Source organism: Mycolicibacterium sp. XJ1819 (genome assembly GCF_053483675.1).
In genome coordinates this window covers 204,034-229,611 of the sequence record NZ_JBEFST010000008.1, presented here as the reverse complement: position 1 = coordinate 229,611, position 25,578 = coordinate 204,034, and the positions used below count along the sequence as shown (strand labels likewise).

Genomic DNA, 25,578 nt, shown 5'->3' with positions numbered 1-25,578 from the left:
AGCACTTAGCCTGAAACCGTGGCGGCTCACACCGGGTGAATCGCGCCGTGATGCGATACAACACCGCCGAGAACTCCCTGTACCACCGATCAGGGTCTACGCTATGAGCCGCGGTGACACGCCGAAACACAACAGCCCCTAGCTACGGCTGCAGTATTGAGAGAGGCCCACGACATGACCCGCAAGCCGCTGATCGCCGGCAACTGGAAGATGAACCTCAACCATTTCGAGGCGATCGCGCTGGTGCAGAAGATCGCGTTCTCGCTGCCGGAGAAGTACTTCGACAAGGTCGACGTCGCGGTGCTGCCGCCGTTCACCGACCTGCGCAGCGTGCAGACGCTCGTCGACGGCGACAAGCTGCGGCTGACCTACGGGGCCCAGGACGTGTCTCAGCACGATTCGGGCGCCTACACCGGCGAGATCAGCGGCGCGTTCCTGGCGAAGCTGGGCTGCACCTACGCCGTCGTCGGCCACTCCGAGCGCCGCACCTATCACCACGAGGACGACGCACTGGTCGCCGCGAAGGCTGCCGCCGCGTTCCGACATGGCCTGGTCCCGATCGTCTGCATCGGCGAACAGCTCGAGGTGCGGGAGGCGGGCAACCACGTCGAGCACAACCTCGAGATGTTGCGTGGTTCGCTGGCGGGGCTGTCGGCCGAGCAGATCGGGCAGGCCGTGATCGCCTACGAGCCGGTGTGGGCGATCGGCACCGGCCGGGTGGCCAGCGCCGCCGACGCGCAGGAGGTCTGCCAGGCCATCCGCGAGGAGCTGGGCAAGTTGGCGTCGCCGCAGCACGCGGCCGAGGTGCGGATACTTTACGGTGGATCGGTCAACGCCAAGAACGTCGGCGAGATCGTGGCTCAGGACGATGTCGACGGCGCATTGGTCGGCGGGGCGTCGCTGGACGGCGAGCAGTTCGCGACGCTGTCGGCCATCGCCGCCGGAGGGCCGCTGCCATGACGGCTCCGGTAGGGTAGCGGCCATGGAACTGGCCCTGCAGATCACGCTGATTGTCACCAGCGTGCTGGTCGTGCTCCTGGTGCTGCTGCACCGCGCCAAGGGTGGCGGTCTGTCCAGCCTGTTCGGCGGCGGCGTTCAGTCGAGCCTGTCGGGGTCGACGGTGGTCGAGAAGAACCTCGACCGGCTGACCCTGTTCGTCACCGGAATCTGGCTGGTGTCGATCGTCGGCGTCGGCCTGATGATCAAATACGGCTAACCGGGCGCGACTACCGACGGCGTCGCGATCGGCGCCGTCCCGGGGTTCGGTGCAACGCCCGGCGCCACCGGCGCAACCACGGCAGGCGGCAACTGGCCGATGACCATTCCCGGCGGTAACTGCGGCGGCGCGCCCGGCTGCTCAGCGGTCTGGGCCTGGGCGGCTGGCGCATAGCAGTTCGGCGACCCGTCGGCCTGCGTGTCGTCCGGATCCGAGGTGGGCACCCCGCCCGAGTCGACACAGCACAAGTCGGCGTTGCGCACCGTCTGCTTCATGCAGTTGTCGTATGCCTCGATGTCCCACGAGCCGTCGTCGGGTGCGGCGGCGGCGATCGCATTCGCCGAGAGTACGACTGCCGCGGCGAACACCGCGGACGGAACGAGGCGGTGCCGGCCGGGCCGCCGGTGGGAGCAACGCGGGTTGATTATGGTCGTGGCCATGATGGCCTCCTGCGAAGTTGTCGAAATTCAGTGACAGACCATGTCGATATCGTGCGCGCACCGGCGCGGCGCTTTTCTGCGAATGATCAAATTAACCCCGGGATTTATTGAATACGCAAGAACCTGGCTGTGCGACCCGTCGTTCCTGGGCCGATACTGGAACCCATGGTCGACGATCTCGAGCCGATCGGCTCGGTACTGCGCACCGAAGTCGGCCGTGAGGCCACCGAGCCGATGCGCGAGGACATCCGGTTGCTGGGGGACATACTCGGCGACACCATCCGCGAGCAGAACGGTGAGGAGGTCTTCGATCTCGTCGAGCGCGCCCGCGTCGAGTCGTTCCGGGTCCGGCGCTCCGAAATCGACCGCGCCGAGTTGGCGAACATGTTCGACGGCATCGCCATCCGCAAGGCGATCCCGGTCATCCGCGCGTTCACCCATTTCGCGCTGTTGGCCAACGTCGCCGAGGACATCCACCGCGAGCGGCGACGCGCGGTGCACGTCGCCGCCGGTGAACCCCCGCAGCCCAGCAGCCTCGCCGCCACCTATCTGAAACTCGATTCGGCCCAACTCGATTCGGACAGAGTGGCCGAATCGTTGGCCGACGCAGTGGTGTCGCCGGTGATCACCGCACATCCCACCGAAACGCGGCGGCGCACCATCTTCCACACCCAGCACCGGATCACCGAGTTGATGCGTCAGCGCTTACACGGCCACGACGACATCGAAGACGAACTGCGCAGACACATCCTGACGATGTGGCAGACCGCCCTGGTCAGGCTGTCGCGGCTGCAGATCCAAGACGAGATCGAGACCGGGCTGCGGTATTACCCGGCGTCGTTCTTCGAGGTCGTCCCGCGGGTCAACGCCGAGGTGCGCACGGCACTTTCGAAGCGTTGGCCCGATGCCCGGCTGCTCGAAGAGCCCATCCTGCGGCCGGGCTCCTGGATCGGCGGTGACCGCGACGGCAACCCGAACGTCACCGGCGATGTGGTGCGCCTGGCCACCGGCGAGGCCGCATTCACCGCACTGGATCACTACTTCGGCGAACTGGCTGCGTTGGAGGAGGAGCTGTCGATGTCGGGGCGGCTGGTGACCACCAGTGACGAGCTGAGGGCGCTTGCCGAGAACTGCGCCGAGCCGGCGCGCGCCGACGAACCGTACCGCCGGGCGCTGCGCGCCATTCGGGGCCGGCTCACCAGCACCGCGATCGAGATCCTCGACCGCCGGTCCGAGCACGAGCTCGATCTCGGGCTGCCGCGCTACCAGACATCGCGCGAGCTCCTCGCCGAACTGGACGTCGTCGATGCTTCGCTGCGCGCCAACGGCAGCGCCGTGCTGGCCGACGACCGGTTGGCTGTGCTGCGAGAGTCAGTGCGGGTGTTCGGCTTTCATCTGTGCGGGCTGGACATGCGGCAGAACTCCGATGTGCACGAGGAGGTGACCGCCGAGCTGCTGGCGTGGGCCGGTGTGCACCCGGACTACCGGTCGCTGGCCGAACAGGACCGCGTCGAATTGCTGGCCGCCGAGTTGGCCACCAGGCGACCGCTGGTGACACGCGACGCCGATCTTTCCGAACTCGCTCGCAAAGAACTCGACATCATGGCCGCTGCCGCGCGCGCGGTGCGAGTGTTCGGACCGCAGGCGGTGCCCAACTACATCATCTCGATGTGCGAGTCGGTCTCGGACTTCCTCGAGGCGGCGGTGCTGTTGAAAGAGGTTGGCCTGCTGGATGTCTCGGTGAGGCCCGGCTATGCGCCGGTGGGCATCGTGCCGCTGTTCGAGACGATCGAAGACCTCCAGCGCGGCGCCTCGGTGCTGGAAGCCGCTTTGCAGGTGCCGACGTACCGGGCGGTGGTCTCGGCGCGCCGCGACAACCAGGAAGTGATGCTGGGCTACTCCGACTCCAACAAGGACGGCGGATACCTGGCGGCGAACTGGGCGCTGTACCGTGCCGAGCTCGATCTGGTCGCCTCGGCGCGCAAGACGGGAATCCGGTTGCGGCTCTTCCACGGTCGCGGCGGTACCGTCGGGCGTGGCGGCGGCCCGAGCTACGAGGCCATCCTCGCGCAGCCACCGGGGGCGGTGAACGGATCTCTGCGGCTCACCGAGCAGGGTGAGGTGATCGCCGCCAAGTACGCCGAACCGCAGAGCGCGCACCGCAACCTCGAGACACTGCTGGCCGCGACTCTGGAGGCCACACTGCTCGACGTGGAAGGCCTCGGCGATGATGCGGAGCCCGCCTACCGGGTGCTCGACGATCTGGCCGCCCGCGCTCGTCGCGCCTACTCCGAACTGGTGCACGACACACCGGGTTTCGTCGACTACTTCACCTTGTCCACACCGGTTAGCGAGATCGGCGCACTCAACATCGGAAGCAGGCCGACGTCGCGCAAACCCACCACGTCGATCGCCGATCTGCGGGCGATCCCGTGGGTGCTGGCCTGGAGCCAGTCGCGGGTGATGCTTCCCGGCTGGTATGGGACGGGTACGGCGTTCGAGGAGTACATCGCCGGCGACGACGCGCAGCTGCAGGTGCTGCAGGATTTGTTTCGGCGGTGGCCGTTCTTTCGCACCGTCCTGTCGAACATGGCTCAGGTGCTCGCCAAATCCGACATGGGACTGGCCGCACGATACTCCGAGCTGGTCGAGGACGAGGCGCTGCGCAGGCGGGTGTTCGAGAAGATCGTCGCCGAGCACGACCGCACCATCCGGATGCACAAGCTGATCACCGGCCAGCACAATCTGCTGGCCGACAACCCTGCGCTGGCACGTTCGGTGTTCAACAGGTTCCCCTACCTCGAGCCGCTGAACCACCTGCAGGTGGAGCTGCTGCGTCGCTACCGATCCGGTGACACCGACGAGCTTGTGCAGCGCGGCATCCTGCTCACCATGAGTGGGCTGGCCACCGCCTTGCGCAACAGCGGCTGACCGGCAGGCGTGCCTATAGTCCGGCGCTGCGGCGGACCTTGTTCAGCGCGCCGCGAACGGCCTGTTCGGTGGCCGCCAGCGGTGACATCACCGATTCGCCGATGCCGACGATGCGTTCGACACGCTCGACGATGCCCTCCATCCGGTCCACGACGGCGTTGAGTCGCGGCGCGAGTTCGTTGATCTGATTGATCGTGTCGTTGAACCGCTCGAGCGTCGCATCGAGGTTCTCCGTCGAACTGTTCAGGTCGATCAGCGTCTCGCTGAGGCCCTCCAGGATGGTGTCGACCTGCTCGACGGTGACATCGGCGTTCAGCGCGGCCTGCGCGAGCTTTCTGATCCGTTCCGGACCGGTGCGTGCCGGCTTGCCACCCTTGTCTGCCATGTCGGTAATTATTACCGCAGACCGGGAACCGCCGGGGCAAAGCCGGCGTCTGACCAACTGTGAACAACGATGCAACGGGCGTGCCGCCGCGCCAGTGCCCGGCCGACCCGCGCAGCGCCAGACCCGCCGCGCACGACCGCACCCAGACACCCGATTACGCCGCAGGCGTTCACGACGCACGCGCCGACCGGCTGACCGCCGGCCGCGACTGAGCCGTGCCTACAACTTGGCCGCGGCCTCCTCGTCGAGCAGCCAGACCGTGCGCTCGCGCCCCACCGCGCCGGCAGCGGGCACCTCTTCGGGCTTGGCGCCGCCGACCGCAGCGGCCACCGCATCGGCCTTGGCCGCGCCGGCGACCACCAGCCAGACCTCCCTGGAGCGGCCAACGGCGGGCAGTGTCAACGTGATCCGCCGCGGGGGCGGTTTGGGGGAGTCGGGCACGCCCACCACCATGCGGTCGGTCTCGCGCACCGCGGGAGTGTCCGGAAACAGCGAGTTCACGTGGCCCTCGCCGCCCATACCCAGCAGGTGCACGTCGAAATCCGGGACCGATTGGCCCGCGTCCGCGGCGGCGGCCAGCGCGCGCTGATGGGCCGCGGCGGCGGCATCGAGATCGTCGCCGAACTCACCGTCGCTGGCCGGCATCGCGTGCACGTTGGCCGCGGGGATGTCGATGTGGTCGATCAGCGCCTCGCGGGCCTGCTTCTCGTTGCGCTCGTCGTCGGCCGCGGGGACGAATCGCTCGTCGCCGAAGAACAGGTGCACCTTCGACCAGTCGATCCGGTCGGCCTGCGCGCGGACGCGCTCCAAAAGGCCGATGCCGGTGCCGCCACCGGTCAGCACGATCAGCGCGCGGTCGCGCTCGCCGAGGGCGTCGGTGATCGCGCCGACCAGGCGGTCGGCGGCGGCCTGAATCAGGGTGGGGGGGTCGGGGAACTTCTCGATGACGGTGTTCATATGTACTGCACCTTATCGATGCCCTTCAGCGCTTCGTGGTAGATCTCGTCGGCGTCAAGCCTGCGCAGGTCTTCGGCGAGGCATTCCTTGGTCTCTCTGCGCGCCAGTGGAATTCGCGCCTCGGGCCGCCCGGCCCGGGTCAGCGTGGCGGTGACGCCGTCCTGTGGCCGCCGCAGCGTGATGGTTTCGCTGGTGCGGACCAGTTCCACCTTCAGTTCGCCCTCGGCGCGCTGCACGGGTCCGTCGATGCGCGCGGCCAGCCACCCCGCCAGGATGTCGAGCGCCGGCTCGGTCGGCAGTCCGGACACCAACGCGGAGGTGATCGGTTCATGCGGCAACTCGTCGACGGCGGCGGCCAGCAGTGCGCGCCAGTAGGTGATACGGCTCCACGCGAGGTCGGTGTCACCGTCGGCGTAGCCCTGCAGTCGGCTCTTGATGGTGGCCAACGGCTCGGGGCAACTGGTGGCGTCGGTGATCCGCCGAATCGCCAACTTCCCCAACGGGTCCTGGGTCGGAACGGCGGGCGCGGTGGTCGGCCACCAGACCACCACCGGGGTGTCGGGAAGCAGGAAGGGCAGCACGACGCTGCTTGCGTGCTCGGCGAGTTCGCCGTGTAGCCGCAATGCCACGATCTCCCCGGCGGCGGCGTCGCCGCCGACCCGCAACTGGGCGTCCAGTCGCGGTTCGCCCTCGCCGGGTTCGCCAGGGGCCACCACGATCACCCGGCACGGGTGCTCGCGGCTGGCGAAGTTGGCGGCCTCGATGGACCCCTCGAGGAAGTCGTCGGAGTCCAGCGAGATCACCAGCGTGAGAACCCGTCCCAATGTCAGCGCCCCACCCTCCTCGCGAAGGGCGGTGATCCTCTTGTTGATGTTGTTGGTGGTGGTGTTCGGCAGGTCGACGATCACGGGCGCCTCCATTCCCGGCCCATCCGGTGCATCATGTCGTCGGCCGACGCCGGTCCCCAGGTGCCGGACTCATAGGGGTCAGGCTTGCCGTGCGATGCCCAGTGGTCCAGCACCGGATCGAGGATCCCCCAGGACAGTTCGACTTCCTGGTTGACCGGGAACAGCGACGGCTCGCCGAGCAGCACGTCGAGGATCAGCCGCTCGTAGGCCTCGGGAGAGTCCTCGGCGAACGCCGACCCGTAGGAGAAGTCCATGTTGACATTGCGCACTTCCATTGCGCTGCCGGGCACCTTGGAGCCGATGCGCGTGGTGATGCCCTCGTCGGGCTGTACCCGGATCACCAGTGCGTTCTGACCCAACTCCTCGGTCATGGTCTTGTCGAACGGCAGATGCGGGGCCCGCTTGAAGATGAGCGCGATCTCGGTCACCCTGCGCCCCAGCCGTTTCCCGGAACGAAGGAAGAACGGCACCCCCGCCCAGCGCCGGTTGTTGATCTGCAGGGTGATCGCCGCATAGGTCTCGGTGCGGGAATCTTTGGAGAACCCCTCTTCTTCGAGCAAGCCGACCACCTTCTGGCTGCCCTGCCAACCCGCCGCGTACTGACCGCGCGCGGTCGTGATATCCAGGGGTTGCAGCAATTCGGTGGCCGAGAGCACCTTGATCTTCTCGGCCTGCAGTTCCCGCGGGCCGAAGTTCACGGGCTCTTCCATCGCGGTCAGCGCGAGCAGTTGCAGCAGGTGGTTCTGGATCACGTCGCGCGCCGCACCGACCCCGTCGTAGTAGCCGGCGCGGCCGCCGAGGCCGATGTCCTCGGCCATGGTGATCTGCACACTGTCGACGTAGTTGTTGTTCCAGATCGGTTCGTACAACTCGTTGGCGAACCGCAGCGCCAGGATGTTCTGAACGGTCTCCTTGCCCAGGTAGTGGTCGATGCGGAACACCGCCTCCTCGGGAAACACGCTGTTGACGACGCCGTTGAGTTCGCGGGCGCTGTCCAGGTCGTGACCGAACGGTTTCTCGATCACCACCCGGCTCCAGCGGCCGGCCTGAGGCCGGGCCAACCCCGACTTCTGCAATTGTTCGCAGACGACCTGAAACGCCTTGGGCGGGATGGACAAGTAGAAGGCGTGGTTACCCCCGGTGCCGCGTTCGGCGTCGAGCTTCTCCAGCGTCTCGGCGAGATGGCCGAACGCGGCCTCGTCGTCGAAGGTGCCCTGCACGAACCGGAACCCTTCGGCCAGCCGGTCCCACACCTCCTGGCGGAACGGCGTGCGGGCGTGCTGTTTGACCGCGTCGTAGACGACCTTGCCGAAATCCTCGTCGGCCCAGTCTCTTCGGGCAAAGCCCACCAGGCTGAAGCTGGGCGGTAGCAGACCGCGGTTGGCGAGGTCGTAGATCGCCGGCATCAGCTTCTTGCGGGACAGGTCGCCGGTGACGCCGAAGATCACGACTCCGCACGGACCGGCGATGCGTGGCATCCGCTTGTCGCGCTTGTCCCGCAGCGGATTACGCCACGCGGCAGCGGCCGAAGCCGCGTGCTCGCCGGCCGCGGTCATTTCTTGGCGGCGTCGAGCTGACCCTGGGTGGCCTCGAGCAGCTCCAGCCACGATTTCTCGAACTTCTCCACGCCCTCGTCCTCGAGCAGGCGGAACACGTCGGGCAGGTCGACCCCGACTCCGGACAGGCTGTCGAACAGCGCCTGGGACTCCTGCGCCGTGCCGGTGACCGTGTCGCCGGTGATCACACCGTGGTCGGCGACCGCGTCGATCGTCTTCTCCGGCATGGTGTTCACGGTGTTGGGCGCCACCAGTTCGGTGACGTAGAGGGTGTCGGAGTAGTCCGGATTCTTGACGCCGGTCGATGCCCACAGCGGACGCTGTACGCGGGCCCCGTCGGCCTTGAGCGCCTCGTAGCGCGAACCTCCGACGAACACCTCCTCGTAGGCGGCGTAGGCCAGTCGGGCGTTGGCCACCCCCGCCTTACCGCGCAGCGCGAGGGCATCGTCGGAACCGATCTTCTCCAGCCGGTTGTCGATCTCGGTGTCCACGCGGGAAACGAAAAACGATGCCACCGAATGGATCTTGGACAGATCGTGGCCGGCCTCCTTGGCCTTCTCCAGACCCGCCAGGTAGGCGTCCATCACGAGACGGTGGCGCTCGACCGAGAAGATCAGCGTCACGTTGACCGAGATGCCTTCGGCGATCACCGCGGTGATGGCGGGCAGTCCGGCCATCGTGGCGGGGATCTTGATCAACAGGTTGGGCCGGTCGACGATCTTCCACAGCTCGATGGCCTGCAGGATGGTCTTGTCGGTGTCGTGGGCCAACCGCGGGTCCACCTCGATCGACACCCGGCCGTCCACCCCGTCGGACAACTCGTACTGTTTGGCCAGGACGTCACAGGCGTTGCGGACGTCGTCGGTGGTCACGGTGCGGATCGTGGCGTCCACGTCCGCGCCGCGCTCGGCCAACTCCCGCACCTGAGCGTCGTATGAGGTGCCCTTCGACAGCGCCGCCTGGAAGATCGACGGGTTGGTGGTGACGCCGACGACACACTTGGTGTCGATGAGCTCTTGCAGGTTGCCGGTCTGCAACCGGTCTCGGGACAGGTCATCCAGCCATACGGACACACCCGCCGCGGACAATGCCGCGAGATTGGGATTCTGACCCATTGTGCTTACCTTTCGATTTCAGTTGTCCAGCGACCGTTGCGCCGCTGCCGCCACTGCCTCAGGGGTGAATCCGTACTCCCGGAACAGGGTCTTGTAGTCGGCGGATTCCCCGTAGTGCTCGATCGACACGATCTCGCCGGTGTCGCCGACCAGCTTGTACCAACTCTGCGCGACCGCCGCCTCGACCGCCACCCGCGCCGACACCGCGGGCGGCAGCACGCTGTCCCGGTACTCCTTCGGCTGGGCTTCGAACCACTCGACGCACGGCATCGACACCACACTGGCGGTAACGCCCTTGTCCGCCAGAATTTTCCGCGCCTCCACACAGAGCTGGAGCTCCGAGCCTGTGCCGATGAGCAGCACGTCGGGGTTCTCGTCGGGCCTGCCGCCGACGACATAGCCGCCCCTGGCGACGCCCTCGGCGTCGGTGCCCTCGAGCACCGGAACGCCCTGTCTGGTCAGGATGAGTCCGACGGGGCCGCTCTCCGCGCCGCGCTCGATGATGGTGCGCCACGCGTAGGCGGTCTCGTTGGCGTCGGCCGGACGCACCACCGCGAGGTTGGGGATCGCACGCAGCGCGGCGAGGTGTTCGATGGGCTGGTGGGTGGGGCCGTCCTCGCCGAGGCCGATCGAGTCGTGTGTCCAGATGTAGATGGTGTCGATGACCATCAGCGACGCCAACCGCACCGCGGCCCGCATGTAGTCGGAGAACTGCAGGAAGGTGCCGCCGAACGCGCGGGTCGGACCGTGCAGCACGATGCCGGACAGGATCGAGCCCATGGCGTGCTCGCGCACCCCGAAGTGCAGTACCCGGCCATACCAGTCGGCGGTGTACTCCTTGGTCGAGATCGACGGCGGCCCGAACGAGGGCACCCCCTTGATCGTGGTGTTGTTGCTGCCCGCGAGATCGGCTGAGCCGCCCCATAACTCGGGCAGTTTGGGTGCGACGTCGTTGAGCACCTGGCCGAATGCGGCGCGGGTGGCCAGCGGTTTGGACCCCGGCTCCCAATGGGTCAGATCGGCATCCCAGCCCTCGGGCAGCTCCTGGGCGGTCAGCCGGTCGAGCAGGGCCTTGCGGTCGGGCTCGCGTTGCGCCCAGGCGTCGAATTCGGTCTGCCACTTGTCGTGGGCGTCCTTGCCGCGCGCGGTCAGCTTGCGGGTGTGCTCGAGCACCTCGGGACGTACCTCGAAGGTCTTGTCCGGGTCGAAGCCCAGGATCTTCTTGACCGCGGCGACCTCTTCCTCGCCGAGCGCGGCGCCGTGGGCCTTGCCGGTGTTCATCAGGTTGGGCGCCGGATAGCCGATGATGGTGCGGATCGCGATGAACGACGGCTTGTCGGTGACCCGCTTCGCCTCGGCGATGGCCTCCTCGATGCCGGTGACGTTCTCGCCGCCCTCGATCTCCTGCACATGCCAGCCGTAGGCGCGGTAGCGGGCCGGGGTGTCCTCGGACAGGGCGATGTTGGTGTCGTCCTCGATCGAGATCTGGTTGCTGTCGTAGAACACGATCAGGTTGCCCAGCTGCTGGGTGCCCGCCAGCGACGACGCCTCGCTGGTGACGCCCTCCTCGATGTCGCCGTCGGAGGCGATCACGTAGATGTAGTGGTCGAACGGGCTGGTGCCCGGGGCGGCGTCGGGGTCGAACAGCCCGCGTTCGTAACGCGCCGCCATCGCCATCCCGACTGCGGAGGCCAGCCCCTGCCCCAGCGGTCCGGTGGTGATCTCCACACCCCGGGTGTGGCGAAACTCGGGGTGCCCCGGCGTCTTGGACTTCCAGGTCCGCAGCGCCTCGATGTCGGACAACTCCAGACCGAAACCGCCGAGAAACAGTTGCAGGTACAGCGTCAGGCTGGAATGCCCGCAGGACAGCACGAATCGGTCCCGGCCCAGCCAGTTGACGTCGTTGGGATCGTGCCGCATCTGACGCTGAAACAGCGTGTACGCCAGCGGCGCCAGGCTCATCGCCGTGCCCGGGTGACCGTTGCCGACCTTCTGCACCGCATCCGCCGCCAGCACCCGCACGGTGTCCACCGCGGCGGTGTCCAGGTCCGTCCAGTCGTCGGGGTGGTTCGGGCGGGTCAGGGCAAAGATCTCGTCGAGTGTGGTCACTGGCGACTCCTTAGATGGGCTGACTTCGGTATCCGGGTAGTCCGCATGAAAACCGCACGGTCCACCCTAATGCTGGATGCCGCGGCTTGGCAGGCGCGTCGGGGGAGGATTAGGTCGCCATCTACCCGGGGTCTACCATCGTCTGTAGTAGACGTCGCGCCGAGTGGACGAAGCGCGGTCGGCATTTTTCCAGGAGTAACTGCGTGAGCACTCGCGAAGGCCACCTCAACACAGAGGCACGGAGCCTGCGCACCACTGTTCTCGGATACGTCGCACTGACGAAACCGCGCGTCATCGAGCTGCTGCTGGTCACCACGATCCCGGCGATGCTGCTGGCCAACCGCGGCACGGTGGACCCGCTGCTGATCATGAACACCCTGATCGGCGGGCTGCTTGCGGCGGCGGGCGCGAACACGCTGAACTGCGTGGCCGACGCCGACATCGACAAGAAGATGAAGCGCACCGAGCGCCGGCCGCTGGCGCGCGAGTCTGTGCCCCGCAGCCATGCGCTGGTGTTCGGGCTGGCCCTGTCGGTGGCCTCGTTCTTCTGGCTGTGGTGGACGACGAACATGCTCTCGGCGCACCTGGCCGGCGCGACGATCGCGTTCTACGTGCTGATCTACACGCTGGTGCTCAAGCGCCGCACCTCTCAGAACGTGGTCTGGGGCGGCGCGGCCGGGTGCATGCCGGTGATGATCGGCTGGTCGGCGGTCACCGGGACCATTCAGTGGCCCGCACTGGTGATGTTCGCGATCATCTTCTTCTGGACACCGCCGCACACCTGGGCGCTGGCCATGCGCTACAAGGAGGACTACCGCGCGGCCGGTGTGCCGATGCTGCCCGCGGTGGCCACCGAACGGCAGGTGACCAAGCAGATCGTGATCTACACGTGGCTCACGGTCGCGGCCACGCTGGCGCTGACACCGGCCACCGGCTGGCTCTACCTGTCGGTGGCGATCCTGGCGGGCGCCTGGTTCCTGGCGATGGCACACCAACTTCAAAACGGTGTGCGCCGCGGCGAACCGGTCAAACCGCTGCGACTGTTCCTGCAGTCGAACAACTACCTGGCAGTGCTGTTCTGCGCGTTGGCGATTGACTCGGCGCTGGCCCTGCCCACCCTTATCTGACACCCGGTCTGACGCCCCGGAATCCGCACATCACCGGCCTGAGACCGCTAGGGTTTTCCACGGCTTGGTTCGGCAAAGCTCCCTTACTTTGACGAGAGGATGACCGTGTCGGTGTATCGAGGCGTTGCGGTGGCGGTGATGGCCGTCGCGGTGGTGGCAGGGTGCTCGTCGGGCGGCGACGGCGACAGCGGTGAGCCCGAACCCACCGCCCGCCCGGACGGACCCTGGCTCACCGGTCTCTACCGGCTGGATTTCGACGCTCCCAAGCGCACAGCCCTCGGCCAGCCCTCGCCGGAGAACGAACCCTTCAGCCGGCGCTGGGCGTTCCGCTCGCACTGCGACGACGACGGCTGTGTCGCCACGGCCACCAGGCTCAACAATGACGGATCCGCCACCGACACCCGCACCACGCTCGACTTCATCAACGGCAAATGGGTGATGGTGCTGGGGGAGGACAGCAAGTGCAACGTCGGCGGACAACCGGCCCGGGTGCTGGGCAGCTGGGTGCTCGAACCGGGGCCGGATGACACGCTGGCCGGCACCTGGACCGAGATCACCACGGGCGCCGACTGTCCCTGGGTATTGCAGATGCCGCTGACGGTGGCGCGTGAAGGTGACCTGCCCGACGGCGTCGACGTGACCGATCCGTCGACGCTGGACGCGCGCAAACCGACCAGGCCCGAGGGCTTCCAGGGCGCATATCAGCAGACCGTGACCTTCCGGCCGCCGCAGGGCGAACCCGGCGTGCTCACCGTCGACGTCGCCACCTACTGCGTGCGCAACACCGAGGAATGCGCGAGCACTCAGAAGACGACGAACACCGACAACCAGACGCAGATCACCCCGTTGACGTTCGCGGGCGACAAGTGGACGTTCCAGTTCAATCGGCCCGAAAGACAGTGTGACAGCGGAGAGCCCGTGCAGTCGGTGCTGTTCGATGAGGTGATGCTGCCACCGGAGGCGACCGCGGAACCGATACCGCATCTGACCGGCACGCGGCGCGTCCAATTCATGGAGCCCTGCCCGTCGGAGCAGTTGTTCGACCTGGTCTACGACCGCAATGCCGCTCCGCCGCCGCCTGCGCCCGCCGAGCCCGCTCCCGCGCCCGGCGGTTAAGGCACCAGCACCACCGACCCGACGGTCTTGCGGCCCTGCAGGTCCCGATGGGCCTGCTCGGCGTGCTCGAGGCGGTAGCGTTCGCTGACCGTGATCGCGATGGTGCCCTTGCTGATCGCGCTGAGGAGTTCACCTGCGCGCCAGGCGAACTCGTCTGGTGTTCGGGTGTAGTGCACGAGCGTCGGACGGGTCAAGAACACCGAGCCCGCCGCGTTGAGCCGCTGCGGGTCGAATGGTGGGACGGGGCCACTGGACGCGCCGAACAGCGCCACGGTGCCGCGAATGGCGACGCTGGCCAGGCTGGCGTCGAAGGTGGATTTGCCGACGCCGTCGTAGACCGCGGCGACACCGCCGCCGGTGAGGTCCTTGATCTTGGCGCCGAACTCCTGCGGATCGTCGGGATAGTCGAGCACCTCGACGGCTCCGGCCTGCCGGGACAGTTCGGCCTTCTCCGGGGTGGACACCGTGGTGATGACGCGTGCGGCCCGGCTGGTGGCCCATTGGGTGAGGATGAGCCCGACGCCGCCCGCGCCGGCGTGCACCAACACGGCGTCGCCCTGCTGAACCGGGTAGACCGAGTTGATCAGATAGTGCGCGGTCATGCCCTTGAGCAGGGCGGCCGCCGCGGCGTCGGGTTTCACCCCGTCGGGCACGTAGGCGCAGAAGTCCGCGGGTGCCACGCTGTACTCGGCGTAGGCGCCGTCGGCCTGCGCCGTGACCACCCGATCGCCCACCGACAGCGCCGCCACGTCGGCACCGACCGCTTCGACCACCCCGCAGACCTCGTTGCCGATGACGAATGGCAACTCGCGGGGGTACAGCCCGGAGCGGAAGTAGGTGTCGAGGAAGTTCACCCCGATCGCCTCGGCCTTGATCAGCACCTCACCGGGCCCGGGGGTCGGCTGTGGCCTGTCGAGGTAGGTCAGGACTTCCGGTCCGCCGGTCTCGGTGATTTCGATGGCACGCATGTCTCTATCCTGCCGTCTATCCTGCCGGGATGAGGCTCGCCCGGCCGGATGTCTTCCATCCGCGCATCGTGCTGGCCGGATGCCCCGCGCTGCCCGACGGCGACGGTGACGACGCCGACCTGGTCGAGGCGCTGCGCAGCCGTGGTCTGCACGCGCGCTGGATGTCGTGGGACAACCCGGCGACGCTGGGCGCGGATCTGGTGATCCTGCGCGCGACACGGGACTACGTCGACCGGCTCGAGGAGTTCCTGGCGTGGACGACGCGGGTGCCTAACCTGCTCAACGCGTCCGAGGTGGTGGCGTGGAACGTCGACAAGCGCTACCTGGCGGATCTGGCCGGCGCCGGTGTGCCGACCGTACGGCCCGACGACGCGCGGGTGGAGGACGGCGAGACCGCGCTGGTCTTTTTCGGCGGGCGCCCGTCGCACGCGTTCACCAGAACGTCGGCCCCGGCTGAGCCCGACTTCGAACTGTGGGACGTTGGCCACGCCGCGCTCGCCGCGGCCGCCGCGCGACTCGATGTCGAGGTCGCCGAACTGCTCTACGCGCGCGTCGACGTCACCGGTGGCCGGCCTGATCCGCGACTGCGCGAACTCGATTTGGTCGAGCCCTCGCTGGGCTGGCGATCGCTAGACCCCGCCACCCGGGTTCGCAGGCAACGCGACTTCGTCCGTGGTGTCGAGGACGCCCTCGATCGGCTGGGGCTCGGCCCGCTGTCGCATCGAGGCCCATAGCGCGGCGGTGGCGGCCGTGCAGATGGCCGCGCCCGCCACATGGACGGCGACCAGTGCGGCTGGCACCCCGGCGTAGAACTGCACCGTTCCGATCAGCCCCTGCGCCAGCGTCACGACGAGCAGCACCCCCAACCGCACCATCACCGGCCTGGGCGCCCGGACCGCCAGCAGTGCGAAGGCGAGCGCGACCAGCAGCGACAGATAGGCCACCAGCAGCGACGAGTGAAGGTGCACGAGGGTGGTGATCTCGACCCGCAGCCGGGGCACCGGTTGCGTGATGCTCTTGTCTCCCGCGTGCGGGCCCGCGGCCGTCACCAGCGTGCCGCTGACCAGTATCGCGGCCAGCACGGCCCCGGTGAGAAACGTCAACTGGCGCAAGGGTTTCACCACCACCGGCACGCTCACGCCGTCGTCGGGCTCAGCGATCTTGACGTAGAGCAGTACCGAGAGCCACACCATCGTCATCGACGCCAGCAGGTGCACGGCGACGGTCCACCACAGCAGTCCGGTGAGCACCGTGATGCCGCCGATGATCGCCTGCACCACCGTCGAGGCGGGCATCAGCCACGCGTAGATCAGCACCTCGCGGCGGCGGCGAGCGCGGGTGACCACCAGCACCGCCAGCGCCGCGGTCAGCACGACCAGGAAGGTGACCAGCCGGTTGCCGAACTCGACGGCCTGATGGATGCCGGCGACCTCGGGGTGCGGGATGGGGGTGAAGCTGCCGGGGAAGCACTGCGGCCAGGTCGGGCAGCCCAGGCCGGAGGCGGTGACCCGCACGATGGCGCCGGTGACCGAGATCCCGCCCTGGGTGAGGATGACCGCCGCGGCGACGACGAGCTGGACCCGCCGGCTGGGCATCGGCAGCAGGTCTACCAGTCGCAGGAAGAGTCGTCGCACGCTTCGATGGTAGAGCAGGCCAACTACGAGCCGTAGTAGCCGGTCCGGGGTGCGACGAACGGCACCAGTACCTCGTCGACGAGTTGGACCACCGGGTCGTCGCTGATCGGGTCGCCGGTGATCAACAACCGGTGCCACACTGCGGTCGTCAGGTAAAGCGGAACCAGCGCCGCGCACACAGGGCGGCCACGGCGCCCCAAGCGGCCAGCACCGCCAGCCCGAACCAGTCGACTGACAGCATCATCGCCTGCGACAGCGCTTCGGTCAGCGCGCCGGACGGCGTGAGCCGGGCGACCCACTGCAAGGCGGTCGGCACCATGCCGCCCTCGTCACCGCCCTCGATCGTCAGTGCGCCCAGACCGGCGAAGACGAACCACAGCAGGTTGGCGACCGCCAGCACGATCTCGGCACGCAGCGTGCCGCCCAGCAGCAGGCCCATGGCCGCGAAACCCGCTGTGCCCAGCGCGATGACCGCGGCACCCAAGCCCAGCCCGGCGATGTGTGGGCGCCAGCCGAGGGCAACGCCGATGGCGCCCAGCAGGATCGACTGCAGGAAAACCACGGCGACCACCGCCAGCGACTTACCCGCGATGATGCCCCACACCGGCAGCGCGGTCGCCCCGAGTCGTTTCAGCGCGCCGTAGCGGCGGTCGAACGCGACGGCGATGGCCTGTCCGGTGAAGGCCGTCGAGATCACCGCCAGCGCCATGATCGCCGGGACGAACGTCGCCGCCCGATCCTCACCGAACGCTCCCAGCGGCAGCAGGATCATGCCGACCAGCAGCGTGATCGGGATGAACATCGTCAGCAACAGTTGTTCGCCGTTGCGCAACAACAGCTTGAGTTCGAGGCCGAACTGCGCGGTCAGCATCTTGGACACCTGTGCAGGCCGCGGATCCGGCGAGAACGTGCCTGGCGCAAAGCGATTCGTCGTCACGACCGCAACTCTCGTCCGGTCAGGTCCAGGAACACGTCTTCGAGGCTGCGCTGCTCGACGCGCATGTCGGTGGCCAGCACGTCCAGTCGCGCGCACCAGGCCGTCACCGTCGCCAGTACCTGCGGGTCAATGTGGCCCTCCACCAGGTACTCGCCCGGCGCGGTCTCGGTCGCCCGGTAGGTCTCCGGCAGCGCGGACACCAACAGCGACAGGTCCAGCTTGCGTGGCGCGCGGAACCGCAGTTGGTTCTCCGCGCCGCTGCGGGTCAGGTCCTCGGGTGTGCCTGCGGCCACCGCCACGCCGTGGTCGATGATGACGATGCGGTCGGCCAACTCTTCGGCCTCGGTCAACTGGTGGGTGGTCAACACCACAGTGACGCCGTCGCGCCGAAGACCTTCGATCAACTCCCACACCACGATTCGCGCGTGCGCGTCCATTCCGGCGGTCGGCTCGTCGAGAAACACCAGTTCGGGCCTGCCCACCACCGCGCACGCCAGCGCCAGGCGCTGTTGCTGACCGCCCGAGAGCCGCCGATAGGTCGTGCGGGCGGCCTCGGTCAGGCCCAGGGTGTCCAGCAGCCACTGCGGGTCCAGGGGGTTGGCGGCGTAGGACGCCACCAGGTTGAGCATCTCGCCCGCGCGGGCGGCCGGATACGCGCCACCACCCTGCAGCATCACCCCGATGCGGGCGCGCACCGCAGCGTTGTCCTCGACTGGGTCCAGACCCAGGATCTCGATCGTGCCGGAGTCGGGCTTGAGAAAGCCCTCGCACATCTCGACGGTGGTGGTCTTGCCCGCCCCGTTGGGGCCGAGCAGAGCGAGCACTTCGGCGCGCTGCACGTCGAGGTCCAGGTTCGACACCGCCACCGTCGACCCGTACCGCTTGCTGACCCCACGCAGGCACACGGGGGCGGGGGAGCGGTCGGTCACGGAGATTCAGCGTAGGCGTCGGTCTTCGCCGGTGGTGACGGCGGTGCTCCCGGCGCCGGGGGCGGGGGGTCGATTTCGTCCGGCCGGGGGTGTTCGTCGGTGTTGGGCACTTTGCGCCAGGGCAGGTGGTTGTAGGTCATCGCCATCAGCAGCAGCGCGATCACAGTGCTGGCCGCGGTGGCGAGCAGGATCTGGAACACCGTGAACCGGTCGCCATTGGCGGTCGGACCGAAGATCCCGACGACCAGGGTGACCACGATGGTGGTGCTGCGGAACGCGGGCCGGGTCGCCCATGCGGCCAGCGGGATCACCGCCCACAGCACGTACCAGGGCTGGACCACCGGGAACAGCAGCACCGTCACGCCCAGCGCGACACCCAACCCGCCGACCGGATGCAGCCGGCCGCGCAGCACGGCCAGCAGCAGCCAGGTCACCAGGATCGCGATGATGATCACGCCGATCGCACGGGTCAATCCGAGCACTGCGGTGGTGTGATCACCCAGACCGAGCAGGATGCCGACCTGCCCGGTGCCCAGCGCGAGCAGGGTCGGCAGCGACATCCAACTGCGCACGACGTTGGCGGTGCCCAGGGTGAACACCCAGCCGAAGCCCAGGCCGCTGGCCCACCCGATGAGCGCCATCACCGCCAGCGACACCGCCCCCAACGACCCGCTGGCCAGCACGAACGCCTTGACCGTGCCGCCCCAACGGGCGGCCAGCGCCATCGCCACGAACCCCAGCGCCAGCAGCGAGGGCAGTTTGACCTGCGAGGACATCGTGATCAGCACCACACCCAGCACCAACATCGCCAGTGGGCCCCACCCGGCCCACCGGTGCCACCGGGGCGGCCACAGCGGACGCGGAACCAGTGCGCCCGCGCCGTCGACGCCCCGCAGCGCGAACTCGGTGCCCGCGAGCATCAGCCCGAGCATCAGCGCCTCGTTGTGGATGCCCGCGACCAGATGCATGATCAACAGCGGATTGGCCGCGCCCAGCCACAGCGCGCTGACCTCGGCGACGCCGCAGCGGCGCGCCAACCGCGGCGTGGCCCAGACGATCAGGCCCACGCCGAGCAGGACCACCAACCGGTGGCACAGCACGGCGGCCACGATGTTCTCGCCGGTCACCGCCGAGATGCCCTCGCCGATCCACAGGAACAGCGGGCCGTACGGCGCCGGGGTCTCTCGCCACATGTTGGGCACCGACAGCGTGAATACGTGGTCGAGGCCCAATCCGGGCGCGGGCCCGACGCGGTAGGGGTCCAGGCCCTTCATCGCGATCTCGCTCTGCGCCAGGTAGGAGTACACGTCGCGGCTGTACATCGGCGGCGCGATGAGCAGGGGCAACACCCACAACAGCAGCGTGCGGTCCAGTTGGCTGCGCGACATCCGCCGGTCGCCGAGCGCGAACCGGCCGAGCATCAGCCAGGCCAGTGCCATCATCACCGCACCGGTGGTGGTCATGGTCAGCGATACCGTCTGGATCCGCGACGGCAGGTTGAGCAGCCGCACGCCGAAGGTGGGGTCCTGTACGACGGGGCGGGCACCGACGCCGAGCGCGCCGATGGCCATCAGCACCGTTCCGGTGGCGCCGAAGACCCGGGTCCGCCGCACCGCGATGACCTCGGCGTCGTTGAGGGGTGAGCCGACCGCGCGTTCGTCGGCGTGCCAGCGGGCAATCGACGAACTGAGGGACCGGGGGCGGGCGGCCATCAGTGCAGCGTAACCGGCGGCGGTTATGGTGAGTGTCACGCTAAGGGTGCCCTGGCTTTACCCTGCATCTGAATTCCGTCACAATGGTGTTGTGAAATTCCGTCCGGACGGCAGCGACCGCCACACTCGTGGCGCGATCGTCCGGCTTCTGCTGGAATCCGGGTCCATCACCGCCGGCGACATCGCCAAGCGGCTGGGGATCTCGGCCGCCGGGGTGCGCAGGCACCTCGACGCGCTGATCGACGCGGGTGACGCGCAGTCCGTCGCGGCGGCGCCCTGGCAGCATTCCGGCCGCGGCAGGCCGGCCAGGCGTTACCGGTTGACCCCGGCCGGGCGGGCCAAGCTCGATCACGCCTACGACGACCTCGCCGCCGCGGCGATGCGTCAACTGCGCGAGATCGGCGGTGACGATGCGGTGCGGACCTTCGCACGGCGTCGGATCGACGGCATCCTGGCGGGAGTAACTCGGGATGCCGGTGACGTTGACACAGAGGACGCCGGCACACCAGACGTCACAGATGTGGAAACGACCGCCGACAAGGTGGCCGAAGCGCTGACCAAGGCCGGCTACGCGACCACCACCACCCCGGTGAGCGGGCCGCTGCCCGGCATCCAGTTGTGCCAGCACCACTGCCCGGTGTCGCACGTCGCCGAGGAGTTCCCGGAGTTGTGCGAAACCGAGAGCGAGGCGTTCGCCGAGATCCTGGGCACTCACGTGCAACGGCTCGCGACGATCGTCAACGGCGACTGCGCGTGTACCACCCATGTGCCGCTCGCCGAGCAGGGCACGAGCACGAGAAAGCCCGCATCCCTTCGGCGCACAGCCCGCGCCGAAGCCACCACAAGCAAGCAAGGAGCGTCGAGATGACGACCACCCCCGAGATCCACGAACCGCTCAGCCAGGACGAGACCATCGCCTCGCTGGGCCGGTACGGCTACGGCTGGGCGGACTCCGACGACGCCGGCGCCGTTGCCCAGCGTGGGCTGTCCGAGGCCGTGGTGCGTGACATCTCGGCCAAGAAGGACGAACCCGAGTGGATGCTGGAGGCCCGGCTCCGCGCGCTGCGCACCTTCGACAAGAAGCCGATGCCGAACTGGGGCTCGAACCTCGACGGCATCGATTTCGACAACATCAAGTACTTCGTGCGCTCCACCGAGAAGCAGGCGACGTCCTGGGAGGAACTGCCCGAGGACATCCGCAACACCTACGACAGGCTGGGTATCCCCGAGGCCGAGAAGCAGCGCCTGGTCGCCGGTGTCGCCGCGCAGTACGAGTCCGAGGTGGTCTACCACCAGATCCGCGAAGATCTTGAGGCACAAGGCGTTATCTTCCTCGACACCGACACGGGGCTCAGGGAGCACGAGGACATCTTCAAGCAGTACTTCGGCACCGTGATCCCCGCGGGCGACAACAAGTTCTCCGCGCTCAACACCGCGGTGTGGTCGGGCGGTTCGTTCATCTACGTGCCGCCGGGTGTGCACGTCGACATTCCGCTGCAGGCCTACTTCCGGATCAACACCGAGAACATGGGCCAGTTCGAGCGGACGCTGATCATCGTTGACGAGGGCGCCTACGTGCACTACGTCGAGGGCTGTACCGCGCCGATCTACAAGTCGGACTCGCTGCACTCCGCAGTGGTCGAGATCATCGTCAAGCCCGGTGGCCGGTGCCGCTACACCACGATCCAGAACTGGTCGAACAACGTCTACAACCTGGTCACCAAGCGTGCCCGGGCGGAGGCGGGCGCCACCATGGAGTGGATCGACGGCAACATCGGATCCAAGGTCACGATGAAGTATCCGGCCGTGTGGATGACCGGTGAGCACGCCAAGGGTGAGGTGCTCTCGGTCGCGTTCGCCGGCGAGGACCAGCACCAGGACACCGGCGCGAAGATGCTGCACCTGGCACCGAACACGTCGAGCAACATCGTGTCCAAGTCGGTGGCCCGCGGCGGCGGACGGTCGTCCTACCGCGGTCTGGTCCAGATCAACAAGGGTGCGCACGGGTCGCGGTCCAGCGTGAAATGCGATGCGCTGCTTGTGGACACGATCAGCCGCAGCGACACCTACCCGTACGTCGACATCCGTGAGGACGACGTGACGATGGGCCACGAGGCCACCGTGTCCAAGGTCAGCGAGAACCAACTGTTCTACCTGATGAGCCGTGGCCTGACCGAGGACGAGGCGATGGCCATGGTGGTGCGCGGCTTCGTCGAGCCGATCGCCAAGGAACTTCCGATGGAGTACGCGTTGGAGCTCAACCGGCTGATCGAACTCCAGATGGAAGGCTCGGTGGGTTAGTGACTGCGGAGAATCTGACGGCGGCTGCGGAAGGGACTCCGGCGGGCTCGGCGCTCAACAAGGGCGAGATCTTCACCTCGTTCGACGTGGACGCGTTCGAGGTGCCGGCCGGCCGCGACGAGATCTGGCGGTTCACTCCGCTCAAGCGCCTGCGTGGCCTGCACGACGGCACGGCGCCGTCCACCGGTGCCGCACGCATCGAGGTGACCGACCGCCCCGGCGTCACGGTGGAAACCGTGCGCCGCGGCGACGAGCGGCTGGGCCAGGGCGGGGTGCCCGCCGACCGAGTTGCCGCCCAAGCATTTTCGGCGTTCAACAGTGCAACGATCGTCAGTGTCGGCCGCGACACCCAGGTCGCCGAGCCCATCGACATCCTGATCACCGGTCCGGGTGCGGGTGGCACGGCCTACGGCCATCTGCAGGTGCGCGTCGGCGAACTCGCCGAGGCCGTCGTCGTCATCGACCACCGCGGCAGCGGAACCTACGCCGACAACATCGAATTCGTCGTCGGCGACGCGGCGACGCTGAAGGTGGTCTCGATCGCCGATTGGGACGACGACGCCGTCAACGTCTCGATGCACCACGCGACCCTCGGCAAGGACTCGGTCTTCCGGCATGCCGCGGTGATGCTCGGCGGCGACCTGGTTCGGTTGACCGGGCGGGTGCGGTACAACGCACCCGGTGGCGACGCGACCCTGCTCGGGCTGTACTTCGCCGACGACGGTCAGCACCTGGAATCCAGGCTGCTCGTCGACCACGCCCAGTCGAACTGTCGCTCGCATGTGACGTACAAGGGTGCGCTGCAGGGCGATCCGAAGTCCGACAAACCCGACACCCGCACGGTGTGGATCGGCGACGTGTTGATCCGGGCCGAGGCCAGCGGCACCGACACGTTCGAAACCAACCGCAACCTGGTGCTGACCGACGGCGCGCGGGCCGACTCGGTGCCGAATCTCGAAATCGAGACCGGAGAGATCGCCGGCGCCGGACATGCCAGCGCCACCGGACGATTCGACGACGAGCAGGTTTTCTATCTGCGGTCCCGCGGCATCCCCGAGGACCAGGCGCGCAGGCTGATCGTGCGCGGCTTCTTCGGCGAGATCATCCAGCAGATCACCGTGCCTGCGGTGCGGGAACGCCTCACCGCGGCCATCGAACACGAACTTGAGCTAACCGAAGGAATCACAGCGCAATGACCACACTGGAAATCAAAGACCTGCACGTCAGTGTCGCGGCGACCGACGCCTCCGAGGCCATCCCGATCCTCAAGGGCGTCGACCTGACCGTGAAGTCGGGGGAGCGGCACGCGTTGATGGGGCCGAACGGGTCCGGTAAGTCGACGCTGTCCTACGCGGTGGCCGGCCATCCCAAGTACACGGTGACGTCCGGTTCGATCACCCTCGACGGCCAGGACGTACTGGAGATGAGCGTGGACGAACGTGCCCGCGCGGGACTGTTCTTGGCCATGCAGTATCCGGTCGAGGTCCCCGGGGTGTCGATGTCTAACTTCCTGCGCACCGCCGCGACGGCTGTGCGCGGTGAGGCGCCCAAGCTGCGCCACTGGGTCAAAGAGGTCAAGGCGGCCATGGAGGGCCTCGACATCGATCCGTCGTTCTCCGAGCGCAGTGTCAACGAAGGCTTCTCCGGCGGCGAGAAGAAGCGCCACGAGATCCTGCAGTTGAGCCTGCTCAAACCCAAGATCGCGATCCTCGACGAGACCGACTCGGGTCTGGACGTCGACGCGCTGCGGGTCGTCAGCGACGGCGTGAACCGCTACGCCGAGGAGCAGAACGGCGGCGTGCTGCTGATCACCCACTACACCCGCATCCTGCGCTACATCAAGCCGCAGTTCGTGCACGTGTTCGTCGGCGGGCGCATCGTCGAGTCCGGCGGCCCGGAGTTGGCCGACGAACTCGAGGAAAGTGGCTACGAGCGCTTCGCCCAAGCCGTGGGGGCGTGAGGTGACAGCCGCGCAAACTCTCGACCTCACACGGGATATCGACAAAGTCAGGGCTGACTTTCCCATCCTCAAGAAGGTGATGCGCGGCGGCAGCGTGTTGGCATACCTGGATTCCGGCGCGACATCGCAGCGTCCGGTGCAGGTTCTCGACGCCGAACGGGATTTCCTGATCACGTCGAACGGCGCGGTGCACCGTGGTGCGCATCAGCTGATGGAGGAGTCGACCGACGCCTACGAGCAGGGTCGGGCCGACATCGCGGCCTTCGTCGGCGCAGATCCCGCCGAGCTGGTCTTCACCAAGAACGCGACCGAGGCCCTCAACCTGGTGTCGTATGTGCTGGGCGACAACCGGTTCGACGGTGCCGTCGGCCCGGGCGACGTCATCGTGACCACCGAGCTGGAGCATCACGCGAACCTCATCCCGTGGCAGGAGTTGGCGCGCCGCACCGGCGCGACGCTGCGCTGGTACTCGGTGACGTCCGAGGGTCCCGACGCCGGACGCATCGACCTGGACTCGCTGCGACTCGACGAGCGGGTGAAGATCGTTGCGTTCAGCCACCACTCCAACGTGACCGGGGCGCTCGCGCCGGTCGACGAATTGGTGTCGCGCGCCAAGGCCGTTGGCGCCCTCACGGTGCTCGACTCCTGCCAGTCGGTGCCCAATCAGCCGGTGGACTTCCATGCCCTCGGCGTCGACTTCGCCGCGTTCTCCGGCCACAAGATGTTGGGTCCGAACGGAATCGGCGTGCTGTACGCCCGCCAGGAGCTGCTCGACCGGATGCCGCCGTTCATCACGGGCGGTTCGATGATCGAAACCGTGACGATGGAGCAGGCCACGTATGCCCCTGCGCCTCAGCGGTTCGAGGCCGGCACCCCGATGACATCACAGGTGGTCGGTCTGGCCGCGGCCGCGCGGTATCTGCAGGACATCGGGATGGCGGCGGTCGACGCCCACGAGACCGAGCTGGTCGCCGCGGCGTTGGAGGGACTGTCCGGCATCGAGGGCGTCCGGATCATCGGCCCGACGACGATGGAAAACCGCGGCTCGCCGGTGTCGTTCGTGGTCGACGGCGTGCACGCGCACGACGTCGGCCAGGTGCTCGACGACGACGGCGTGGCGGTGCGGGTCGGGCATCACTGCGCGTATCCGTTGCACCGCAGGTTCGGCATCGCCGCCACCGCACGGGCCTCGTTCGCGCTGTACAACACTCACGACGAGGTCGACCGCCTGGTGGCCGGCGTGCGGCGTGCCGTGGAGTTCTTCGGCGGGCGGTAGC

General features: G+C 67.8%; 24 protein-coding genes. 12 read left to right on the top strand and 12 right to left on the bottom strand.

Annotated features, from left to right (window positions below; all coding sequences use genetic code 11):
• The first annotated feature begins 174 nt into the window (after positions 1–174).
• Both tpiA and secG read left to right on the top strand, forming a co-directional pair.
• Entirely contained in the window at positions 175–960 is a 786-nt protein-coding gene (gene tpiA / locus ABQE89_RS11090) for a triose-phosphate isomerase (protein ID WP_448416373.1), read from the top strand.
• A 22-nt stretch (positions 961–982) separates the two neighbouring features.
• The gene (gene secG, locus ABQE89_RS11085) at positions 983–1,216 is read left to right on the top strand and encodes a preprotein translocase subunit SecG (protein ID WP_448416372.1); all 234 of its coding nucleotides are present in this window, start codon (positions 983–985) and stop codon (positions 1,214–1,216) included.
• Here secG and ABQE89_RS11080 read toward each other — a convergent pair.
• Positions 1,213–1,656: a hypothetical protein gene (locus tag ABQE89_RS11080; protein ID WP_448416371.1), complete on the bottom strand. Its 444-nt coding sequence runs from the start codon at positions 1,654–1,656 to the stop codon at positions 1,213–1,215. The genes secG and ABQE89_RS11080 overlap by 4 nt on opposite strands.
• Positions 1,657–1,821: 165 nt before the next feature.
• Between ABQE89_RS11080 and ppc the strand changes: the two genes are divergently transcribed.
• The gene (ppc, locus tag ABQE89_RS11075; RefSeq protein ID WP_448416370.1) at positions 1,822–4,587 is read left to right on the top strand and encodes a phosphoenolpyruvate carboxylase; all 2,766 of its coding nucleotides are present in this window, start codon (positions 1,822–1,824) and stop codon (positions 4,585–4,587) included.
• Positions 4,588–4,600: 13 nt separating this feature from the next.
• Here the strand turns inward: ppc and ABQE89_RS11070 are convergent, their stop codons facing one another.
• On the bottom strand, positions 4,601–4,972 hold the full coding sequence (locus ABQE89_RS11070) for an ATPase (protein ID WP_448416369.1): 372 nt from the start codon (positions 4,970–4,972) through the stop codon (positions 4,601–4,603).
• 59 nt (positions 4,973–5,031) lie between these two features.
• Here ABQE89_RS11070 and ABQE89_RS11065 point away from each other — a divergent pair, with 59 nt between their 5' ends.
• Positions 5,032–5,184 (top strand): hypothetical protein, encoded by a 153-nt coding sequence (locus ABQE89_RS11065; RefSeq protein ID WP_448416368.1) that lies wholly within the window; start codon positions 5,032–5,034, stop codon positions 5,182–5,184.
• 7 nt (positions 5,185–5,191) lie between these two features.
• On the opposite strand, the gene pgl is transcribed toward ABQE89_RS11065, so the two are convergent.
• Genes pgl through tkt form a run of 5 tightly spaced genes read right to left on the bottom strand, consistent with a single transcriptional unit; the run spans position 5,192 to position 11,617 of the window.
• On the bottom strand, positions 5,192–5,929 hold the full coding sequence (pgl, locus tag ABQE89_RS11060; RefSeq protein ID WP_448416367.1) for a 6-phosphogluconolactonase: 738 nt from the start codon (positions 5,927–5,929) through the stop codon (positions 5,192–5,194).
• On the bottom strand, positions 5,926–6,837 hold the full coding sequence (opcA, locus tag ABQE89_RS11055; RefSeq protein ID WP_448416366.1) for a glucose-6-phosphate dehydrogenase assembly protein OpcA: 912 nt from the start codon (positions 6,835–6,837) through the stop codon (positions 5,926–5,928). Before opcA ends, pgl begins: the two co-directional genes overlap by 4 nt.
• Positions 6,834–8,393 carry a glucose-6-phosphate dehydrogenase gene (gene zwf / locus ABQE89_RS11050; protein ID WP_448416365.1) on the bottom strand — a complete coding sequence of 520 codons (1,560 nt, stop codon included), beginning with the start codon at positions 8,391–8,393 and terminating at the stop codon, positions 6,834–6,836. The genes opcA and zwf overlap by 4 nt, the downstream gene beginning before the upstream one ends.
• Positions 8,390–9,508, bottom strand: a complete 1,119-nt coding sequence (tal, locus tag ABQE89_RS11045; protein ID WP_448416364.1) for a transaldolase — start codon at positions 9,506–9,508, stop codon at positions 8,390–8,392. Before tal ends, zwf begins: the two co-directional genes overlap by 4 nt.
• An 18-nt stretch (positions 9,509–9,526) precedes the next feature.
• Positions 9,527–11,617, bottom strand: a complete 2,091-nt coding sequence (gene tkt / locus ABQE89_RS11040; protein WP_448416363.1) for a transketolase — start codon at positions 11,615–11,617, stop codon at positions 9,527–9,529.
• Between the two features lie 203 nt (positions 11,618–11,820).
• Here tkt and ABQE89_RS11035 point away from each other — a divergent pair, with 203 nt between their 5' ends.
• Both ABQE89_RS11035 and ABQE89_RS11030 read left to right on the top strand, forming a co-directional pair.
• Positions 11,821–12,744 (top strand): heme o synthase, encoded by a 924-nt coding sequence (locus ABQE89_RS11035; RefSeq protein WP_448416362.1) that lies wholly within the window; start codon positions 11,821–11,823, stop codon positions 12,742–12,744.
• Positions 12,745–12,843: 99 nt separating this feature from the next.
• The gene (locus tag ABQE89_RS11030; protein WP_448416361.1) at positions 12,844–13,860 is read left to right on the top strand and encodes an Rv2253/PknI dimerization domain-containing protein; all 1,017 of its coding nucleotides are present in this window, start codon (positions 12,844–12,846) and stop codon (positions 13,858–13,860) included.
• Here the strand turns inward: ABQE89_RS11030 and ABQE89_RS11025 are convergent.
• On the bottom strand, positions 13,857–14,828 hold the full coding sequence (locus ABQE89_RS11025) for a quinone oxidoreductase family protein (protein WP_448416360.1): 972 nt from the start codon (positions 14,826–14,828) through the stop codon (positions 13,857–13,859). The genes ABQE89_RS11030 and ABQE89_RS11025 overlap by 4 nt on opposite strands.
• Positions 14,829–14,857: 29 nt before the next feature.
• Here ABQE89_RS11025 and ABQE89_RS11020 point away from each other — a divergent pair, with 29 nt between their 5' ends.
• Positions 14,858–15,562: a DcsG N-terminal domain-containing protein gene (locus ABQE89_RS11020; RefSeq protein WP_448416359.1), complete on the top strand. Its 705-nt coding sequence runs from the start codon at positions 14,858–14,860 to the stop codon at positions 15,560–15,562.
• Here the strand turns inward: ABQE89_RS11020 and ABQE89_RS11015 are convergent.
• The 4 genes from ABQE89_RS11015 to mptB form a co-directional block, all read right to left on the bottom strand.
• Positions 15,458–16,423 carry a COX15/CtaA family protein gene (locus ABQE89_RS11015; RefSeq protein ID WP_448416389.1) on the bottom strand — a complete coding sequence of 322 codons (966 nt, stop codon included), beginning with the start codon at positions 16,421–16,423 and terminating at the stop codon, positions 15,458–15,460. The two genes, ABQE89_RS11020 and ABQE89_RS11015, sit on opposite strands and share 105 nt — an antisense overlap.
• A 187-nt stretch (positions 16,424–16,610) precedes the next feature.
• Complete coding sequence (locus tag ABQE89_RS11010) at positions 16,611–17,399, bottom strand: ABC transporter permease (protein WP_448416358.1); 789 nt, start codon at positions 17,397–17,399, stop codon at positions 16,611–16,613.
• Complete coding sequence (locus ABQE89_RS11005; protein ID WP_448416357.1) at positions 17,396–18,328, bottom strand: ABC transporter ATP-binding protein; 933 nt, start codon at positions 18,326–18,328, stop codon at positions 17,396–17,398. The genes ABQE89_RS11010 and ABQE89_RS11005 overlap by 4 nt, the downstream gene beginning before the upstream one ends.
• On the bottom strand, positions 18,325–20,040 hold the full coding sequence (gene mptB, locus ABQE89_RS11000; protein ID WP_448416356.1) for a polyprenol phosphomannose-dependent alpha 1,6 mannosyltransferase MptB: 1,716 nt from the start codon (positions 20,038–20,040) through the stop codon (positions 18,325–18,327). The genes ABQE89_RS11005 and mptB overlap by 4 nt, the downstream gene beginning before the upstream one ends.
• A gap of 25 nt (positions 20,041–20,065) precedes the next feature.
• Between mptB and ABQE89_RS10995 the strand changes: the two genes are divergently transcribed.
• The 5 genes from ABQE89_RS10995 to ABQE89_RS10975 are packed head-to-tail and all read left to right on the top strand — an operon-like array spanning position 20,066 to position 25,577.
• The gene (locus ABQE89_RS10995) at positions 20,066–20,908 is read left to right on the top strand and encodes a helix-turn-helix transcriptional regulator (protein ID WP_448416355.1); all 843 of its coding nucleotides are present in this window, start codon (positions 20,066–20,068) and stop codon (positions 20,906–20,908) included.
• Positions 20,905–22,341: a Fe-S cluster assembly protein SufB gene (sufB, locus tag ABQE89_RS10990; RefSeq protein ID WP_448416354.1), complete on the top strand. Its 1,437-nt coding sequence runs from the start codon at positions 20,905–20,907 to the stop codon at positions 22,339–22,341. Before ABQE89_RS10995 ends, sufB begins: the two co-directional genes overlap by 4 nt.
• Complete coding sequence (gene sufD / locus ABQE89_RS10985) at positions 22,341–23,537, top strand: Fe-S cluster assembly protein SufD (RefSeq protein WP_448416353.1); 1,197 nt, start codon at positions 22,341–22,343, stop codon at positions 23,535–23,537. Before sufB ends, sufD begins: the two co-directional genes overlap by 1 nt.
• On the top strand, positions 23,534–24,301 hold the full coding sequence (gene sufC, locus ABQE89_RS10980) for a Fe-S cluster assembly ATPase SufC (RefSeq protein ID WP_448416352.1): 768 nt from the start codon (positions 23,534–23,536) through the stop codon (positions 24,299–24,301). Before sufD ends, sufC begins: the two co-directional genes overlap by 4 nt.
• Before the next feature lies 1 nt (position 24,302).
• Positions 24,303–25,577 carry a cysteine desulfurase gene (locus ABQE89_RS10975; protein WP_448416351.1) on the top strand — a complete coding sequence of 425 codons (1,275 nt, stop codon included), beginning with the start codon at positions 24,303–24,305 and terminating at the stop codon, positions 25,575–25,577.
• The last annotated feature ends 1 nt before the right edge of the window (position 25,578 follow it).

Bases quoted from the DNA above. Each gene is read 5' to 3' on its own strand.
- tpiA (WP_448416373.1), top strand. From the start codon at position 175: ATGACCCGCAAGCCGCTGATCGCCGGCAACTGGAAGATGAACCTCAAC.
- secG (WP_448416372.1), top strand. From the start codon at position 983: ATGGAACTGGCCCTGCAGATCACGCTGATTGTCACCAGCGTGCTGGTC.
- ABQE89_RS11080 (WP_448416371.1), bottom strand. From the start codon at position 1,656: ATGGCCACGACCATAATCAACCCGCGTTGCTCCCACCGGCGGCCCGGC.
- ppc (WP_448416370.1), top strand. From the start codon at position 1,822: ATGGTCGACGATCTCGAGCCGATCGGCTCGGTACTGCGCACCGAAGTC.
- ABQE89_RS11070 (WP_448416369.1), bottom strand. From the start codon at position 4,972: ATGGCAGACAAGGGTGGCAAGCCGGCACGCACCGGTCCGGAACGGATC.
- pgl (WP_448416367.1), bottom strand. From the start codon at position 5,929: ATGAACACCGTCATCGAGAAGTTCCCCGACCCCCCCACCCTGATTCAG.
- zwf (WP_448416365.1), bottom strand. From the start codon at position 8,393: ATGACCGCGGCCGGCGAGCACGCGGCTTCGGCCGCTGCCGCGTGGCGT.
- tal (WP_448416364.1), bottom strand. From the start codon at position 9,508: ATGGGTCAGAATCCCAATCTCGCGGCATTGTCCGCGGCGGGTGTGTCC.
- ABQE89_RS11030 (WP_448416361.1), top strand. From the start codon at position 12,844: ATGACCGTGTCGGTGTATCGAGGCGTTGCGGTGGCGGTGATGGCCGTC.
- ABQE89_RS11025 (WP_448416360.1), bottom strand. From the start codon at position 14,828: ATGCGTGCCATCGAAATCACCGAGACCGGCGGACCGGAAGTCCTGACC.
- ABQE89_RS11020 (WP_448416359.1), top strand. From the start codon at position 14,858: ATGAGGCTCGCCCGGCCGGATGTCTTCCATCCGCGCATCGTGCTGGCC.
- ABQE89_RS11015 (WP_448416389.1), bottom strand. From the start codon at position 16,423: ATGCCCAGCCGGCGGGTCCAGCTCGTCGTCGCCGCGGCGGTCATCCTC.
- mptB (WP_448416356.1), bottom strand. From the start codon at position 20,040: ATGGCCGCCCGCCCCCGGTCCCTCAGTTCGTCGATTGCCCGCTGGCAC.
- ABQE89_RS10995 (WP_448416355.1), top strand. From the start codon at position 20,066: ATGGTGAGTGTCACGCTAAGGGTGCCCTGGCTTTACCCTGCATCTGAA.
- sufB (WP_448416354.1), top strand. From the start codon at position 20,905: ATGACGACCACCCCCGAGATCCACGAACCGCTCAGCCAGGACGAGACC.
- sufC (WP_448416352.1), top strand. From the start codon at position 23,534: ATGACCACACTGGAAATCAAAGACCTGCACGTCAGTGTCGCGGCGACC.